Origin of the sequence: Paenibacillus oralis (assembly GCF_003863965.1) — a bacterium.
GTDB classification, from domain to species: Bacteria; Bacillota; Bacilli; order Paenibacillales; family Paenibacillaceae; genus Fontibacillus; species Fontibacillus oralis.
The window spans coordinates 4594074-4610358 of sequence record NZ_RRCN01000001.1 but is presented as its reverse complement, the minus strand read 5'-3'; the positions used below and the strand labels follow the sequence as shown (position 1 = coordinate 4610358).

Annotated in this window: 11 protein-coding genes; 4 read left to right on the top strand and 7 right to left on the bottom strand. The window is 52.8% G+C overall.

The window, feature by feature from the left end:
• The first annotated feature begins 93 nt into the window (after window positions 1-93).
• Window positions 94-1209 carry a GerAB/ArcD/ProY family transporter gene (locus EHV15_RS20535; RefSeq protein ID WP_128632841.1) on the top strand — a complete coding sequence of 372 codons (1116 nt, stop codon included), beginning with the start codon at window positions 94-96 and terminating at the stop codon, window positions 1207-1209.
• A gap of 23 nt (window positions 1210-1232) precedes the next feature.
• On the opposite strand, the gene pgmB is transcribed toward EHV15_RS20535, so the two are convergent.
• The 3 genes from pgmB to EHV15_RS20520 form a co-directional block, all read right to left on the bottom strand.
• Window positions 1233-1874 (bottom strand): beta-phosphoglucomutase, encoded by a 642-nt coding sequence (gene pgmB / locus EHV15_RS20530; protein WP_128632840.1) that lies wholly within the window; start codon window positions 1872-1874, stop codon window positions 1233-1235.
• A gap of 99 nt (window positions 1875-1973) precedes the next feature.
• Entirely contained in the window at window positions 1974-3680 is a 1707-nt protein-coding gene (locus tag EHV15_RS20525) for a glycoside hydrolase family 3 protein (protein WP_128632839.1), read from the bottom strand.
• A gap of 39 nt (window positions 3681-3719) precedes the next feature.
• Complete coding sequence (locus EHV15_RS20520) at window positions 3720-5270, bottom strand: sulfatase family protein (protein ID WP_128632838.1); 1551 nt, start codon at window positions 5268-5270, stop codon at window positions 3720-3722.
• 486 nt (window positions 5271-5756) lie between these two features.
• Here EHV15_RS20520 and EHV15_RS20515 point away from each other — a divergent pair, with 486 nt between their 5' ends.
• Window positions 5757-6659, top strand: a complete 903-nt coding sequence (locus EHV15_RS20515) for a transposase (protein ID WP_128632837.1) — start codon at window positions 5757-5759, stop codon at window positions 6657-6659.
• A 443-nt stretch (window positions 6660-7102) separates the two neighbouring features.
• Here the strand turns inward: EHV15_RS20515 and EHV15_RS20510 are convergent, their stop codons facing one another.
• The 4 genes from EHV15_RS20510 to EHV15_RS20495 all read right to left on the bottom strand — a co-directional run bounded on the left by EHV15_RS20510 (window position 7103) and on the right by EHV15_RS20495 (window position 13138).
• A complete protein-coding gene (locus tag EHV15_RS20510; RefSeq protein ID WP_128632836.1) occupies window positions 7103-8452 on the bottom strand; it encodes a glycoside-pentoside-hexuronide (GPH):cation symporter in 1350 nt (449 codons plus the stop codon).
• Between the two features lie 332 nt (window positions 8453-8784).
• Window positions 8785-10299: an extracellular solute-binding protein gene (locus tag EHV15_RS20505; protein ID WP_128632835.1), complete on the bottom strand. Its 1515-nt coding sequence runs from the start codon at window positions 10297-10299 to the stop codon at window positions 8785-8787.
• Between the two features lie 23 nt (window positions 10300-10322).
• Window positions 10323-12125, bottom strand: coding sequence for a cache domain-containing sensor histidine kinase (locus EHV15_RS20500; protein ID WP_128632834.1), 1803 nt, complete (start codon window positions 12123-12125; stop codon window positions 10323-10325).
• Window positions 12122-13138 carry a response regulator gene (locus EHV15_RS20495; protein WP_128632833.1) on the bottom strand — a complete coding sequence of 339 codons (1017 nt, stop codon included), beginning with the start codon at window positions 13136-13138 and terminating at the stop codon, window positions 12122-12124. The genes EHV15_RS20500 and EHV15_RS20495 overlap by 4 nt, the downstream gene beginning before the upstream one ends.
• A gap of 207 nt (window positions 13139-13345) precedes the next feature.
• On the opposite strand from EHV15_RS20495, the gene EHV15_RS20490 reads away from it, so the two are divergent.
• Together EHV15_RS20490 and EHV15_RS20485 are read left to right on the top strand one after the other, a co-directional pair.
• Complete coding sequence (locus tag EHV15_RS20490) at window positions 13346-14596, top strand: anaerobic sulfatase maturase (protein WP_246061706.1); 1251 nt, start codon at window positions 13346-13348, stop codon at window positions 14594-14596.
• Between the two features lie 156 nt (window positions 14597-14752).
• The gene (locus tag EHV15_RS20485; protein WP_128632832.1) at window positions 14753-16258 is read left to right on the top strand and encodes a sensor histidine kinase; all 1506 of its coding nucleotides are present in this window, start codon (window positions 14753-14755) and stop codon (window positions 16256-16258) included.
• Window positions 16259-16285 lie beyond the last annotated feature (27 nt).

Genomic DNA, 16285 nt, shown 5'->3' with positions numbered 1-16285 from the left:
TGTATATCCATTCCCGGCATACTAGCACTGACTGGCGCTTTAAATTAGGTACCGGGCCGGAAAAAATGCACAGGCGAAAGGAAGTAATGGGACATGAGCTTGGAAAAAGGGCGCTTATCTTCAAGACAACTGGCTGTGCTTTGCCTTTTTGTGTTTGTGGGCGACATGGCGCTGATTTATCCCCTAACCTTGGTGACCGATTCGCACCAGAGCGCCTGGATAGCCGGTCTTATTAGCTTACCGCTGGGACTCGCCGGCATAGCGATTCCGATCAAAGTACATTATTTTTACCCACAGCTGAACCTTATCGAAAAAATCAACAAAATATTGGGAAAATGGGCCGGAACCGCAGTCAGCCTGTTTTATTTGTTTTTCTTTCTGATGGCAGCATCCATCTACCTTCGTGAAATCGAGGATTTCATGTGCACGCAAATTTTTGAAGCTACTCCTGGCGCCGTTTTTCGTCTCATGACCCTCATTCTGGTGGTATACGGCCTCCGCCTTGGTCTTGAGACGCTTGGCAGAGCCGCCGAAATATTTTTGCCGCTGTTCGTGCTGTTTATGGCTTCATTGATGATTCTGCTGCTCCCGCAGGTCCAACTGGAGAATCTGCTTCCGATCATGAATACGCCTCTGCCCAAATTACTGCACTCCGTGTTGTTTGGCATCAGTTATCCGTTTGGCGAGATGATAGTATTTCAGATGGTGCATCCGTACGTCAAGCAGAATAGGACTACCAACAGAGATATCTTTCTCTCCATGATTATCGGAGCGGCCGCTCTGAATCTGATTTTATTTCTGTCTATTACTGTTCTGGGAGCTTATCTATCCGAGCATCAATTTTACGCCGCCTATATTTTGGCCCAAAAAATCAACATCGGCAACTTCCTGCAAAGAATCGAAGTGCTTATGGCCATCGTGTGGATCATCACCACTTATTTCAAAACGGCACTGTATTTCTACGCCTTTACGCTCGGAACCGCCCAACTGTTTAACCTGAAAAATTTCCGTTCTTTAATTTTCCCGGTTGGTTTCCTCTTGTTTGGACTTTCGCAGCTGGTATCAAAAGATATTGTTTTCTACATGAAAAAAATCCCAGCCACCTGGGTGGACTGGGACTTTACCATCGGCTTTGTGATCCCTTTGCTGCTGATGATTGTTTATTATGTCAGAAAATCCAGGACCCGATTACAGCAGCAAAAAACGTGAGTGGCGGGGGATATCCCCCGCTCCTAAACATAAAGCAACAAGTCCGCTATCGTCTTCAGCGAATAATCCGCTTCTTTACAGCTTCGCGCCTCGCCGATGGCCGCTGCCGCCATGCCGCCGCGCTTGGCCGCGGCCACTCCCGCCTCCGCGTCTTCAACGACAAGGCAGCCTGCGGGCGGAACGCCGAGCTTGCCGGCCGCCAGCAGGAACACCTCCGGGTCCGGTTTGCTGTGCTTGATCCCGTTCCCGTCCGCCACCGCGTCGAAATAACCGGACAAGCCGATCCGCTCCAGGATCACCGGCGTATTTTTGCTGGACGAACCGATGGCGATTTTGTAGCCCCGCTCGCGGAGGGCGGACAAAGTATCCGCCACTCCCGGCAGCATATCGCCAGCGGTCAGGTTGCCCAGCAAACCGCGGTAAACCTCGTTTTTCCGCTCAGCCAACTCCAGCTTCTCCACCGGCGTATAACGCTTGCTTGCCTTTTCCAGGATAATCTCCAAACTTTCCATGCGGCTGACGCCGCGCAGCCTGTGATTGATTTGCTCGTTAAATTCGATCCCCTCTTGCCGGGCCAACTCGGACCACGCCAGAAAGTGATAATGGTCCGTCGAGACGATCACCCCGTCCAAATCGAAAATCACCGCTTGGTACCGCCGATTCATGCTGCTCTCTCCTCCTGATCCGCTTTCTTTCTTGATTCCTGCAACTTCTTTATCTCGCAGCTATTCCGGCAACTTACTGCCGCAGCAGCTTCAACTTACTCACAATCTGGCGTCCCACAGGCCGCAGAAGGCATCAACCGGGCTCGTCCCTTTGAACTCCGACCGGCCCATCAGCTTATCGATCAGCGCCTGCAGCACATTGTCGTTCGAATTGTAGGCGTTAATAAAGGTTTTCACCCGCGGCACGTCCAACAGGTGGTACGGATTCTCGACCGAAATGAACAGCGTTGGAATGGTGGTCATAAAGGCCGGGACGTTGGCCCCCATCGGCTGTTTCCATTCGATGCGCACCACCGTTTGGTTGCTTTTGGTCACCATATTGGCGAGATAGATAATCAGATCATACTTACCGAGCACTTCGCTTTGCGACGACATCATGCCTTCAAACCCGGGATTCACCTCGAACGTGGTCACCTCAAACCCTTCGTTCTTCAGCTTCTCCTTGAACAGCTCTGCGGCCCCGACGCGCGCGCTGTACGCTACTCCCTGTTGGGACTCAATATCATAAAACAGGACGCGCTTGTATTTGTCCGGATGAATCGGCAGTACCCCGTTCTCTTCTTTGACGAGAGTTACCGCCTTATCCGCGCACTCGACCGACCATTGCCGGTGTTCCTCCGCGCCCAGCACCTTGAGCGTCTCCTCCAGCTTGGGCGCGAGCGTGCCCTCCGCTTGTTTGCGGTGCAGCTTCAACGCCGCTTTCAGCCCCAAAATCCGGGTCAACGCTTCATTCAGGCGATCCTCGGTGATGACGCCGTCTTCGATGCCCTGCTTCATATAGCCGAAATCTTCCTCCAAGCTGCGGCAGAACAGGAACATATCGCAGCCGGCGGCGATCGCCAGCGGAACCGCCTGCGACCGCGGCATCGAAATCATCATCCCCGCCATCGTCGAAGCATCCGTCACCACCAGGCCGTTAAAGCCGAGTTGTTCTTTAAGCAGCTTCGTCACCAATTCATAGGACAAGGAAGCCGGCAAAATCTCGTGATCCTTGAGCGCCGGATTCAGCTTGCGGCTGTAGGCCGGCTGCAGGATATGACCGACCATCACCGTCATCGCGCCTTCCTCGATGCAGGCCTTGTACACGGCGCCGTAGGTGGCGTCCCAATCCTCACAGGACAAGGAATTGACGCTTTCCACCAGATGCTGGTCCCGCTCATCGACCCCGTCGCCCGGAAAGTGCTTGATCGAAGCCGCGACACCGTTTTGCTGCACGCCTTTGACATACTGGATGCCCATGCGGCGGACCCGCTCCGGATCGGAGCCAAACGTCCGCGTATTGGTAATCGGATTGCGGAAGTTGTAATCGATGTCGATGATCGGCGCAAACGCCCAGTTGCAGCCGACCGCCGCGCCTTCGCGTCCACAGACGACGCCGAGCTTGTAGGCCATCTCGTCGTCATCGGTGGCGGCCACCTGCATGACCGATCCGATGGTGGTGCCTTCTTCGGCGATGCCGGAACCGCCTTTCTCCAAATTGGCCGCGATCAGCATCGGAATTTTGGCGTTCTGCTGCAGCGTTTGCACCGTATTTACGATACTGCTCGCAGCCATGGGGCGGCACATCAGCCCCCCGGCCTTGTAATCCGCCGCCAGCCGCTTCAAGTATTCTTCTTCATCGGAATAACCGACCAGACAAAACAGCTGCCCGACCTTCTCGTCCAGCGTCATGCCGGCGATCGTCCGCTCTACCCAAGCAATGTCTTCAGCGGATAAATTAAACGGTTTGGCTTTCAAATCAACCAAGTTTTCTCAGCTCCTAGCGATAAATGATGATGATACGATTCAATGCGGGCCCATCTGTTCCGTGAGCCGCTTTCTAACCAGCTTCTCGATCTCACTGGCCGGCTTCGGCGGGAATTCCCGAGGATGCTTTCGCGCAAGTTCCGCTGCCTGCGGGGATCTTCCGGTTTCCTCCAGCCGCTTCAGGTATCCCGGCAAATAACCTTTGGCATGGAAAGGCCCGCCTTCTTTCATAACCGTCCATAACGGATCGCGGTCGTCGCCCGAACGGACCATCATTTCGTCATGCCACTGGTTCAGCAGATAAACGGCTTCCATACAGACGGCGCGGTTTTCGGCGGCGACATTGCGCTGCTCGTTCGGGTCCTCCCGCAGGTTGTACAGCATCTCCTTGTCAAACAGGTGGTAACCGTCATGATAGCTGCGAATGTACATCCAATCGCCGAAACGGACGCTGCGCTGCACCACGTGGGCGCACTGCGACACCACGAGGTAATCCCGCCCGCAATCGGCTCCGTCCCGCAGGACCGGCGCATAACTGGTGCCGTCCCAATCCGGCATCGGGTCGTGTCCGAGCAGTTCGGCCACCGTCGGCAGCAGGTCCAGATGGTAATGCAGCCGCTCGTCGACAAGGCCTTGCTTCATACCCGGCCAGCGGATGATCATCGGAATCCGGCAGGTTCCCTGATCCGCGGTGGCATGCTCGCCATAGATGCCGAGCTGGCCGATATTTTCGCCATGGTCGGCGGTAATGATGATGATCAGATCTTCCATTACCCCCTGTTGTTCCAGCGCTGCAAACAGCTTGCCCAAATGGTCGTCCATATAACGAATGCCGCAGTCGTAACCGTCGATCGCTTTTCTCAAATCGTCCATATTGAGAATTTCCCCGGGGTGACGCGGGAAATCGGGGGATGTAGCATTGTCGTAGCTTTTCGTATTAAAGTTAATGTTAAGCTCCCGCGCACTGTGCGAGCCGACCATTTCCTTGTGCCGTTCCAGCACCTCCTCCGTCATCCACTCCGGCAGCGGATCGTTTTCGAACGGGTTTCCGTATTCCAGCGGTGTACGGTAAGGGGTGTGCGGATCCCAATAATTCACGTAGAGGAACCAATCGTCTTTCTTGGCATTCCGCTCGATCCAGTCCAGCGCGACAGGAGTGACATCGTCCGCGGACTCGTTGCCGAGATGCCCCGTATTCATGATTTCATTAAAGCCGGCATAAAAAGCGAACGTCGAATGACGCTGCGGGAAAGGGCTGATCAAGGTGGTGCTGAGTCCGCCGATCAGCTGCAAGTAGGACGGGAAGGCGCCGCCCCGGGTAAGTCGGCCCATCAGCTCCCGCTTCTCGGCTTCCAGCTTCATGTCCCCCGCCGTACCGCCGTGGCCGACCAGGCCATTGCGAATTCCGAACTGCCCGCTCATCAGCGCGGTGCGGGAAGGCGCACAAGGCGCGTCCGAAGTGTAGTAATTGGTGAAACGGACACCTTCGGCGGCGATTTTATCGATATTGGGCGACGTATTGCGATGATAACCGTAGCAGCCCAAATGTTCCGGGTTGGTCGAATCCAGGTCCAAAAACAAAACTCTCATAAGGCATTCTCCTCCAAGTTGAAATTTACGAATTGCAAACACTCTGCAAACACTCACTGTAAACGGCCTCCATGGCCAAATTCCCGACATACGTACATGTTCTACTCTACAAGCAATCCGGCCACAGCGCCTTAACCGATTTTTTTGTTTGTTGCTCTATTTTTCTGCCGGACGGCAAAATACCTTTGCGGAACCGTGAGGTACGATAGAATCCAGCTTTAAAACCAAAATCAGTGTTTGAACCGAGATGGCTGTTTATCGGGTTCGTGTCTTGGTGTCCCTGCATGCTGCCTTTGCACGATTATCCCCTTCGTTCAGGGGACAGGGTTTGAGGGTTTGGGCTAGGACAAGGGATAAAGAAAAAAGAGAGAAGAAAAAACGAGGCGGTTCAGGTGAAATGTTCGGCTTGAAAAGAGAACGTACGTTTGGTATAATGAAATAAGTGGAACGCACGTTCGTAAATTCTTGATTCGGAGGTGAGCGAATATGGAGGTCAATGCGGGAACGGATCTTCAACCATTCAGCAGCCGTTATAACAGCGAGCAGGCCTGCATGGAGGCGCTGATCGCGATGAAGTGGCGAAGCGGCTTCGTCTGCCCGCGCTGCGCTCACACCCGGTGTAGTCGTCTGACTTCCCGGCATATCCCCTTGTTCGAGTGCGGAAGGTGTGCGCATCAAACGTCGGCTTTAGTCGGCACGATTTTTGAAGGAACCCGGTTGCCTCTGTTGAAGTGGTTCGAGGCGCTGGAGTTGTTCTTACTCCCCGACGGCATCTCGGCGATGCGGCTGAGCCAGGTAATCCGGGTCACCTACAAAACCGCCTGGTTGATGCTGCACAAAATACGCCATGCCGCCCTAGAGTTCGATGCCCGGGAGCTTCTCCGCGGAGAAGTGAAGGTGAACAGCGATGTATATGGGCGTAATCCGTCCCGGTTTCAGTTTTCGCATCCGTATGCCTCGGCGGTCGTAGCGGGCTGCACAGTCACGGAGTCGGGCGAGCCAGAGCAGGTCAAAATCCGTCTGGTGCCGCATAAGAGAGGAGACGGACAAAGGGCAAACCGTCACGAACTCGCAGCGTTCATCAACGGGCATGTGGATGTCCGTACATCGGCGGTAGAGTCGTTTCCTCTAGCCTTTCGGCTGTATGCGCCCTTGCGGAAAGTGGTGAGAGAGACGTGGGAATCACTGAAGAGTACATATATAGCCTTGGGACTGAAGCATCTGCAGGCGTACCTAAACGAGTACACCGTACGCCGCTCGCTGCGCCGGCTCGGAGCGGAAGAAACGATGCGGCAGAAGTTGCTGCGCATGTGTGTGGTGATTCCGGCGATCCCTTACCGCCAGCTGATCGCGCGCCAACCGAACCAGCCCCTTGCGGCTGCGGCCTGATCGAGACGCTGGAACGGCAGGGGGGAGTTTGACGCAGATCAACCTAATGGGTAGGGGGTAGCATGAACAGTCCGGGCGTTGCTGCAAATGGAAGGGTTCAGGCCATAGCAAAATCACGGTCTTTTCGTTTCCACCACGTCCGGTCCTTCATCTCCCGTCCGATCTCTTTTACTTCTCCTAAACCTGCTTCCTCTCCTAAGCCCATCTAATTTATCTTGAACCTATCAACTTCTCCACAAAAGTATTTTCATATTTTCTTCCTTCTCCCGAGCTTGTTATTTCTCTGCTACCTACCTGATCGAACGGGATAATCATGCAAAGCGTCCACACAGTGAGTGTTGATCTTTATATTCCGCGAAGACCTCACCTAAATCATAAAAGAGAAGAAGACACCCCGAAGAGATGTCTTGCTTCCTTTTTACGTACCTGCCGATCAGCGCTAATTAAGCCGTGACGATCCGATTGTTCTGAAGCTCTTCCTTCATGGTCTCCTCTTGTTGATCAAGCCGGTAGAACATCATGAGGACGATAGAAAGCACGAAGCAAATCAGCGGCACCCACACGAAATTGAATTGAAGGGCGAGCAATGCGGAAGACGTCTGCGCCTGGTTGGGAACGTATCCCCCCATCGACATAATCCAGGCGGCAATCGCTCCCCCAAGCCCCATGCCGAATTTGACGCCAAAGGTGGAAGCCGCCATCAGCAGCCCTTGCGCACGCACGCCGGTCTTCCATTCGCCGTAATCGACCGTATCGGCGATCATCGCGAATTTGATCCCGGCCACCACGCCAAGTCCAACCTTCGCCAGCGATCTTCCAACCACCATGAGCGGAACCGAAAGAAACTCCGAGCCGGCAAAAATAATCAGTTGTCCCGCCACAGCCAGAATGAACCCCAGGAGCACCGTGTTGCGTTTGCCGAGTTTTTTGGCCAAAAACGGCACCGCGATGATCCCAACGAGCATCAAGCTCGACAATCCGTTCAACACCGGTACCAAATCCGCGCGGCCCAAGTTGTATCTTAGGAAATAGATCGTCGATTGGTTCATCATGATCGTAGAAATAAACAGCAGAACATTCACGATGAGCAAAATCCACCAGGGCCAATTTCCTTTTAGCGCTTTCACGCCTTCTTTAAAAGGAATCGGCTTGTTGTTGTTGGACTGGACTCTCTCTTTCGTATTTGCAAACGTAATGAAGAAGAGAAAAACGCCGACCGTCGCAAACAAAATCATCGTGTAGAGAAAGCCTTGCTGCTGGTTGCCTCCGCCCAAAAAAGCGACCAAAGGCAATACCGCGGCATTGACGATAAACGCGCCCGTTTGCCCGCCGACCATCCGGTACGTATTGACCACGGTTCTTTCCTGCGAATTGCTGGTAAGGCTCGGCAGCAGCGACGATAACGGAATATTGACGCCCGCATACAAAATGCCCAACGCGATGTACGTGGCATACGCGTAGATGATTTTACCCGTCGCGCTTAAATCGGGGGTCATGAACGTCAATATCGCTACGATCCCAAACGGGATGGACAACCAGAGGAAATAAGGTCTGGATTTCCCCCATTTGGTGCTCGTACGGTCGATCAATACCCCAAAAATAGGACCGTCCAAAGCGTCGATCATTCTGGCGACCAGGAACAAGGTGCCCACAGCGGCCACATTCAGGCCGTAAACATCGGTATAGAAAAACATAAGGTACGTGGTTACGATGGTAAACACAAGATTGGACGCGGTATCCCCCAACCCGTAGCTGATCCTTTCTTTTAATGAAACCTGATTTTTCTCCTTCATTCGTCACTGCCTCCCGTTGCGGTTTATTCATATTCGTAAAAGCGCTTTCGTTACCATGCGGCCGCCTGTTCTCTTTTCTGCCGAATCACCCCTTCATGCCTTGGCCCTTCCTTACTCTACATCCATTCCCAAGCGAAGTCCTTAACCGATCTTTTTGTTTGTTGCCGGATTTTTGCGGGGCCTGAGAAACTCCAGCGAAAAAAATAAGGACGTAAAATGCCGCTAATGGAGTTGAACATGCCCAGCTCCGGGTGTCATACGCCAATTTCTAGGTTGAGCAAAAAAAAGCCATGCGACAAGCGCATAGCCGTGAAATCCCGCACTCGGGTATGTTATTCCTTAGTCTTCCGGTATTCTTCATTGATCTCCCGGATGATCTGATCTCCGCCGTCCCGCTTCCAGGCCGCGGCCGCCTCGTCCACGGCGCTTAAAGGAAGCTGGCCCATGGCCACCTTGGTCATCGTGTCCACCCATCTCCCCAGAAGCCGGAGGCCCTTTTGATCAAAGGTCTCGCTGGACAGGCCCTCCGCCGGATTTTTCCATCGGTGCTTGGCATTGGTTTCATAAAACTTCAAGACGTTTTTGGCGTACTGAGGATCATCCCATTTGCGGATCTGGACTTCCGGGTCATAGCGGCGGAAAAACCAGACGGAGAGCAACTGCGGACGGTCTTTGTCAAACGCCTCCAGCTTTTCGAACGTTCCTTCAGCGGTTCTTTGATAGTGAACGCCTTCAACGCCGTTTTTGATCAAATCGTAGCCATCGTCGGACAGCAGGTAATTCAAAAGCTCCAGCGCTTTTTGCTGCTTGGCGGGGTCGATATGAGCGTTGATGACGATTTTGCTTGTGTTCCCGATCGTATGCGTCGCCTGGAGTCCGCCCCGTCCTTTCGGGGGAATTAATTGGACGAGTTCGGCCCCGGGAGCGTTCTTTTTCAAAGCCGGCAGCGTTGACGTATAAAATTCGTTGGGAACGACGGTGGCGATGCCGACTTTTCCGGCCTCCAATTTGGACAGCGGATCCTTGACCTTGTTCGTGGCGAATTCCGGGTCCAGCGCCCCCGACAAATAAGCCTCTCTAAGGTAGGCGAGAAACGGCTTCAGCTCCTCCGTTTGCACCTGCAGCGGGATAAGCTGCCCATCCTGCTCGGTCCACTCGTTACCCAGTCCGAAAGCGCCTATAATCGCATCCAGATTGGTCAATTTGCCATTGACGATGCTGAACGAAAACCCGTAAGTATCGTCCTTGCCGTTCCCGTCGGGGTCCTCCCGCGCAAACGCTTTGGCGACTTCGAGAAATTCATCGACGGTGGTTGGCGCCTTAAGCCCCAGCTTGTCCAGCCAATCCTTCCGGATGATCAAAGAATCCCGCGTATCCGTAATATAAAACGGCAATCCGTATATTTTTCCTTTGGGATTCATGAGCTCCAAGTATTCGCGGCTCAAATATTTCGTGAAATTAGGATATTTGGCAAGCTCAGGTTCGATATCCATAAAGACACCTTTGTCTTTCCACTTGTTGAACTCCGGGCCTTCGACCAAAAACACATCGGGAAAATCATTGGAGGCCGCCAATACGTTCAATTTCTGCCCATAAACGTCCATGGGGATCCATTCGATGTTCAGCTTGATGTTCAGCCGTTTATTTAGCTCTCTGACGACCGCATGATCCTCCGGCCAGCCTCCCCCCGCGAAGCTGAACGTCATCATATTCAGTTCTACGGGTGCTCCTGTCTCCCCGCTGCCGGGCGCCGCTTCCCCCGCCGGTCCGTTTCCGGCAGCGCTGGAACATCCAAGCAGCCCGGCCAGCCAAAACGCGGACAACAGCATAACCCACCATTTTTTCATACTCATCCCCCTCACTCGCTCTTTTAGCCTGTTCGGACCGCATCGCTTTCTCCGTTCCGTAAAGGAATTCGTATGCTGACCACGCTGCCGCGTCCCGGGAAAGAATGTACGGAAATGCCGTAAGGCTCGCCGTATTTCAACCGGAGCCGCGCATGGACATTCGCCAGTCCGATGGACTCGCCTCTGAACGTATCTTCGGCTGACGAACTTCCGCGGAATTGATCCTCCAGCTCCGCAAGCCGCGCTTCCGGTATTCCCGGGCCGTTGTCCGCGATTTCGATGACCAGATCGCGGCCCTCGTCGTAAGCGTTCACAATAATCGCCGCATTCCCGCCTTTTGCTTCCACGGCGTATTTGACGGCATTTTCCACGATCGGTTGAATCGTAAGCTTGATAATCGGACAATCCATAAATTTCTCGTTCACCCGGACACTGCTTTCGAATTTTTTCGGATAACGAATGTGCACGATGTCCAGATACTTGATCAACACGCTTAGCTCCTCGCGGAGCGTCACTTCCTGATCCGATCCTTTGGAAGCGTAACGGTATACGTCCGCCAAGTTGTGGGCGATTTTCTCGATCAGCGGAACTTCTTCCAGGTAGGCGATGCTCTTGATAATATCCAGCGTGTTATACAGCAAATGCGGATTGATCTGGTTCTGCAGCGCTCTGACCGTGGCCACGCTTTGCCTTAATTGCAGTTCGACCTCTTTTACCTTGTATTCGGAGATTTCCTGCATTAAATCGTTTAACTGCTCCACCATGTAGTTGAAGCTGTTGGTCAGCACCTGGTATTCATGGATGCCGGAGATTTGCGACGCCCTGGCTTCCAGATTGCCTTTGGCGACCCGTTCCATCCTCGTTTTAATATGCTTGATCGGGCCTACAAACTGAGACACCAGGAAAGGAATGATCAAAAGGATGCAAGCCCCAAGGATCGCCAGAGCGATCATTGTCGATAAAACCGCGGAGTTCAACCCTTTGGCCATCTCGGCATAAGGGGCAACGGAAACGATATTCCATCCCGTATATTGCGATTCATAGACTGAAACCAGATAGGCTTCGCCGTTCCACGTTTGGGCGCCGGTTCCGTTTTCCATATCCAAATTCAGTCCGCCGAGCGGCGTGTCTTTCCGTGCCTTCCCCACCCACTCCTTCTCGGGATGATTGACCACGATGTCCTCCTTCGACAACAGGAAAAAATAGCCGCTTTTCCCCAGCCGGGATTTATCGAAGGCGGCATCGATTTCGGTCAACGAAAACTGCAGCACCAGCTTGCCGATCATCGCCGTCGTTTGCGTGCTGTAAATCGGGATGATCATAACCATGACCAGGGGACCGTTTTCGTTCAGGCGATGCGTAGGCAATACTGTAACTTCCCGAACATCTTTAAACCAGGCGTCCATCATGCGCCGTTCTTCCGGGATATAACTGTTGTTCAGCGGGAGAACCCGCCCGTCATTCGAAACGAGAAACATATTGTTGATCTCCCGAAAATTGAATGATACATAAGTGTTCATTTCCTTTTCGATTCCGGCGATATCCTCCACATTGGGAGTATAGCCCTCGCTCAGCCACTTTTGCACCAAATCGGTATTCAGCAGCGTATTCGTCGATTTTTTCATTTGCTGGAAATAAAACTCCAGATGATGGTTCAGCCGGCCCGTGGCTTCTTCCGCGATCATCACGAATTCCTCTTTGACCGCTTTGCTGTAGAAATAGTGGGAAAATCCGGCCGTCAGGCACACCGATAAAATGCTCAGCCCGAAAAACAGCGCGATCATTCTTTGCTTGATGGAACGTACGGGTGAAAATTTGATGTTCATAAGCCCAGGCTCCTGCGGTATTCGCCCGGCGACTCGTCCGTCAGACTCTTGAATAGCCGGTTAAAGTACGGCAAGGAGGAGAACCCGACCATATCGGCCACCTCGTAAACTTTCAGGTCCGGTTCCAGCAGCAGCTGCTTGGATTTTTCGATTCTGTATTTGTTCAAATAATTGATAAAGGAGTCCCCGTAATGCTGCTTGAACAGCACGCAAAACCGGGAAACACTAAGATCGGTATACTCCGCGATTTGTGCCAGCGTGATCTCCCTGGCGTAATTTTGCTGAACGTATTCGCTCACCCGCTTGCCCAGAAAGTTTTTTCGGCCGGAAGAGGCGCCGTTCAAGCGGCGCGACCACTGCTCCAGCAAATGGGCAAAATGGGCTTGTACGGCAGGTTTGTCGGCCGCTTCGCCAAGCTCCCGGTTTTGATGATGCGGATCGATGCTTCTTAGCTGCTCATTCAGCTTGTCCGAGAAAATGCGGAACAGTCCGTTTCGGATTCCTGGATTCGGCGTTTTTACCTTATATATCGATCCCAGGATCCGGCCGGCTTCAGAAACCAGGCGTTGATGATCCCACACTTCCATTACCCCCAGAAATTCCTGAATCTGATGGAGAGGCTCGTAAAGGTGGACGGAGCTCTGCAGCCGTTCCAAGGAGCGCAGCAAGGCTTGCTTCAAATCCTCGGCCACGACCGGCTTCAGCAAATATTCCGTCGCCCCGTACCGGATCGCCTGCCGGGCGTAGGCGAAATTCTCGTAGCCGCTGATCACGATCGGAACGATGCCCAGCTTATATTCATCGCATTTGCCGAGCAGAGACAACCCGTCAAGCTCCGGCATGACGATATCGGTGATGATCACGTTCGGCCACACTTCGTTGATCAGATTCCAGGCCTCCATTCCGTCGCTGGCCTGGGCCACGACTTTGAACTCAAGCCCAAACCGCTCGATCATCTCCACGATCCCATTGCGAATCCAAACTTCATCCTCTGCAACCAATACATGGAACATACGCATCCCCCGGAGTAGTTTATAATCTCTTCATTAACTGACTATAGCAAAGATAATTTCATATTGGAATAAAGAACAGGAGTTTCCCCGCTGTATAAATCTAGTAAAAGCGCTTTACTTGAATACTTTTTATTATTTTGACATTATTTAGACTGGATGATATCTTTGAAATAGTCATAGAATTAAACATAGACAGGGGGGATTGCTTTGTCGGGAAACTGCATGACAGCCCGCCATTCCAACATCGGTGTAATGTGGAAAACCGTGTCGGAAGATTGCAATCTGGCTTGCGATTACTGTTATTACAGCACCTGCGGCGGCAAGCCGGGGCCAAAAATCATCCGGATCGATTCCGCTATTTTGGATAAATTCATCAAGGGTTACATGGAGCACAGCCAAGGCGCCGCCAACTTTGCCTGGCAGGGCGGGGAACCGCTGCTGGCCGGGCTGGAGTTTTTCGAGGAAGTCGTTTATCGGCAAGCCTTGCATGCCCCACCGCATACGATCATCAGCAACTCGCTGCAGACGAACGCCACGCTGATCAATGACCGCTGGGCTTCATTTTTTAAAACCTATAATTTTCTGATCGGCGTGAGCCTTGACGGTCCCAAAGAGATTCATGACGCCCGCCGGGTGACTTCCAACGGCAAAGGCAGCTTTGACCGGGTTATGGCCGGCATCGAGCATTTGCGGAAGCATCAGGTCGATTTTAATATTTTGACGGTCATCCATAAAGGAAACGTTGGTAAAGCCAAGGAATTGATGGCGTTTTACCGGGAGCACGGCTTCGACTACGTCCAGTTCATCCCCTGCATGGATTTCCGGTCCCAGCAAGTGGACCAGCCCGGAGTCTACGAAATCACGCCGGGGGAATACGGCGACTTCCTCTGCGAAGTGTTCGACGAGTGGTACAATGACGGCGACCCGCAGGTTTCCGTACGCTTTTTCGATAACATGCTAAGCGTTTACATTAACCGGGAAGCGGAGCTGTGCGTGCATCGGGCGGCGTGTCCGACAAGCCTTGTGCTTGAGCAAAACGGCGATGCTTTTCCGTGCGATTTCTTCATCAACGAACAGTGGACCGTCGGCAATGTGGCCAGCGCCTCCATCGCCGACATGCTGGCCCATCCGAACTACGAGCGCTTCCACCGGATGAAGCCGGCTTTGCCGGACAAATGCCGGTCTTGCGAATGGCAGCGTTTATGTTATGGCGGCTGCCCGCGGAATCGTAAATGGAATGCTGAGGGAACCGAGTCCGCTCCGGATTTCTTCTGCCAAAGTTATAAGCAGATTTATGCCCATGCCCATGAGCAAATGCAGGAAATGGGCGATAAGCTGCGCAAGGAGCTTTACAGCCACAATTTGCAACGCTATTTTGAGGGTAAAGCTCCAGGCCGCAACGAGCCTTGCCCTTGCGGCAGCGGCAAGAAGCATAAGGCGTGCTGCGGTGCTATCTAACCTTTGAACAGGAGCTGAACCCACGGCTCCTGTTTCTGTTTACACATCCTTCCTCATGACAAGCAAGGGAGCGATCCTTTATAATGAAACCGTTATTATAGAAAGCGTTTACCGGACGTTGAGCACTTCCGGTAATCCACCAAAGGAGACGTCCCTATGACTCTTCTGCTGTTGTTTTTAATGGGGTCAGCCCTCATCTTGTTTGTCACTAAGGCCCGCAGCCCTTCCGCCTATTGGATGGCATGCGTGCTGTTCGGCTGGTTTCTAAGCATGTCCGGGTTGGTCCTGTTTCTGGCCAAATACGGCGGATTTTATTTCAAGGTTAATAGAGTATTGTTCTTTAATGAAGCGATCCGCAACGTGCTGCTGCACTCCCCTCTGCAAATCGGGGACATCAGCCGCATGATTACGATCGGACGGTCCGTGTTTATTTTCGGTTTGCTGGGACTTAGCATAACGCTCTATTTAAACAAGCCGTTCAAGAAATTATGGAAGTACATTGCCCTGAATAGTTTCCTCCCGATCCTCAACATCGTGTTCTACGACCCCGTCGTTTACAAATGGATATTGAACACGGTCGAGCGAAAGTATACGTTCGTCATCGGATGGGGCACCAGGGGGTGGATCGTGTTGTCCGCGCTGGCCGCCTTCTATTTGATTTGGTGGAGATATCAAAACATTACGATTCCCTGGATCAAAAAACAGATCAGCTTTATCCTACTCGGGCTGCTTGCGCTGAACGGATTTTATTTTTACCTCGGCTTTATGGGCCCCTTGCAGGTGACGGACATCCGGACCTATTATGTGCTTTACTCCGATTTTTCCAATTTTAATCCGCCGCTCACTTTGTTCGAATGGTATTTCAGCATCCTGTTTACGGGCGGGGTTTCGCTCGTCAGCCTGCTGGCCATCTGGCGTTATACGAGGGTCGAGAAAAACATGGGAAAGCTCGATTTGCGCCTGGAGCGGAAAATCAAAACCGCGGACATGGGCACGAAAATCTTTACCCACGCCCTGAAAAACCAACTCCTTACGCTGCAGGTGCTGAATAAAAAGATGGAAAAAACGCTCAAGCACCGGGAAGAGCGGTCCGACGCCGCAGACCTTCGGCTGCTGGGGCAGATCGAACAGTCGGAAGCGATCATCCAACATACCCTGGACCGTTTGGACCGGCTTTACAAGTCGTTTAAAACGAATTATCTCCAGCTTCGGCCCGTTTCCGCAGGTGCATTTATGGAGGAGCTGATCGGCAGTCTTCAAGGGATACCCGATTCGGTTCGCGTCGAATACGAGGCGCCGGGCGGCGATCCGAAAATATTGGCGGATGCCGTCCACCTATCGGACGCCCTGCACAACGTCATCGTCAATGCCGTCGAAGCCATCGGCAGCCCACAGGGAGGACGGGTACGAATCGAAGCGTATTCCGAGGAAAAGTGGCTGGTCATTCGGATAAACGACAACGGCAACGGAATCGAGCCGGAGTTTCTTGGGGATATCTTCGACCCCTTTTACACCAGCAAAAACACAAATCGGAATTGGGGGCTGGGCCTCTCCTACACCAAACAGGTCGTCAGCGGCCACTTCGGCCAAATCGACGTAACCAGCGCTCCCGGAGCCGGAACGACGTTTCAGATTTTTTTACCGGTCTATATCACCGACTAAACCCGCCGAAAAGAAAGGGAGCTGCGT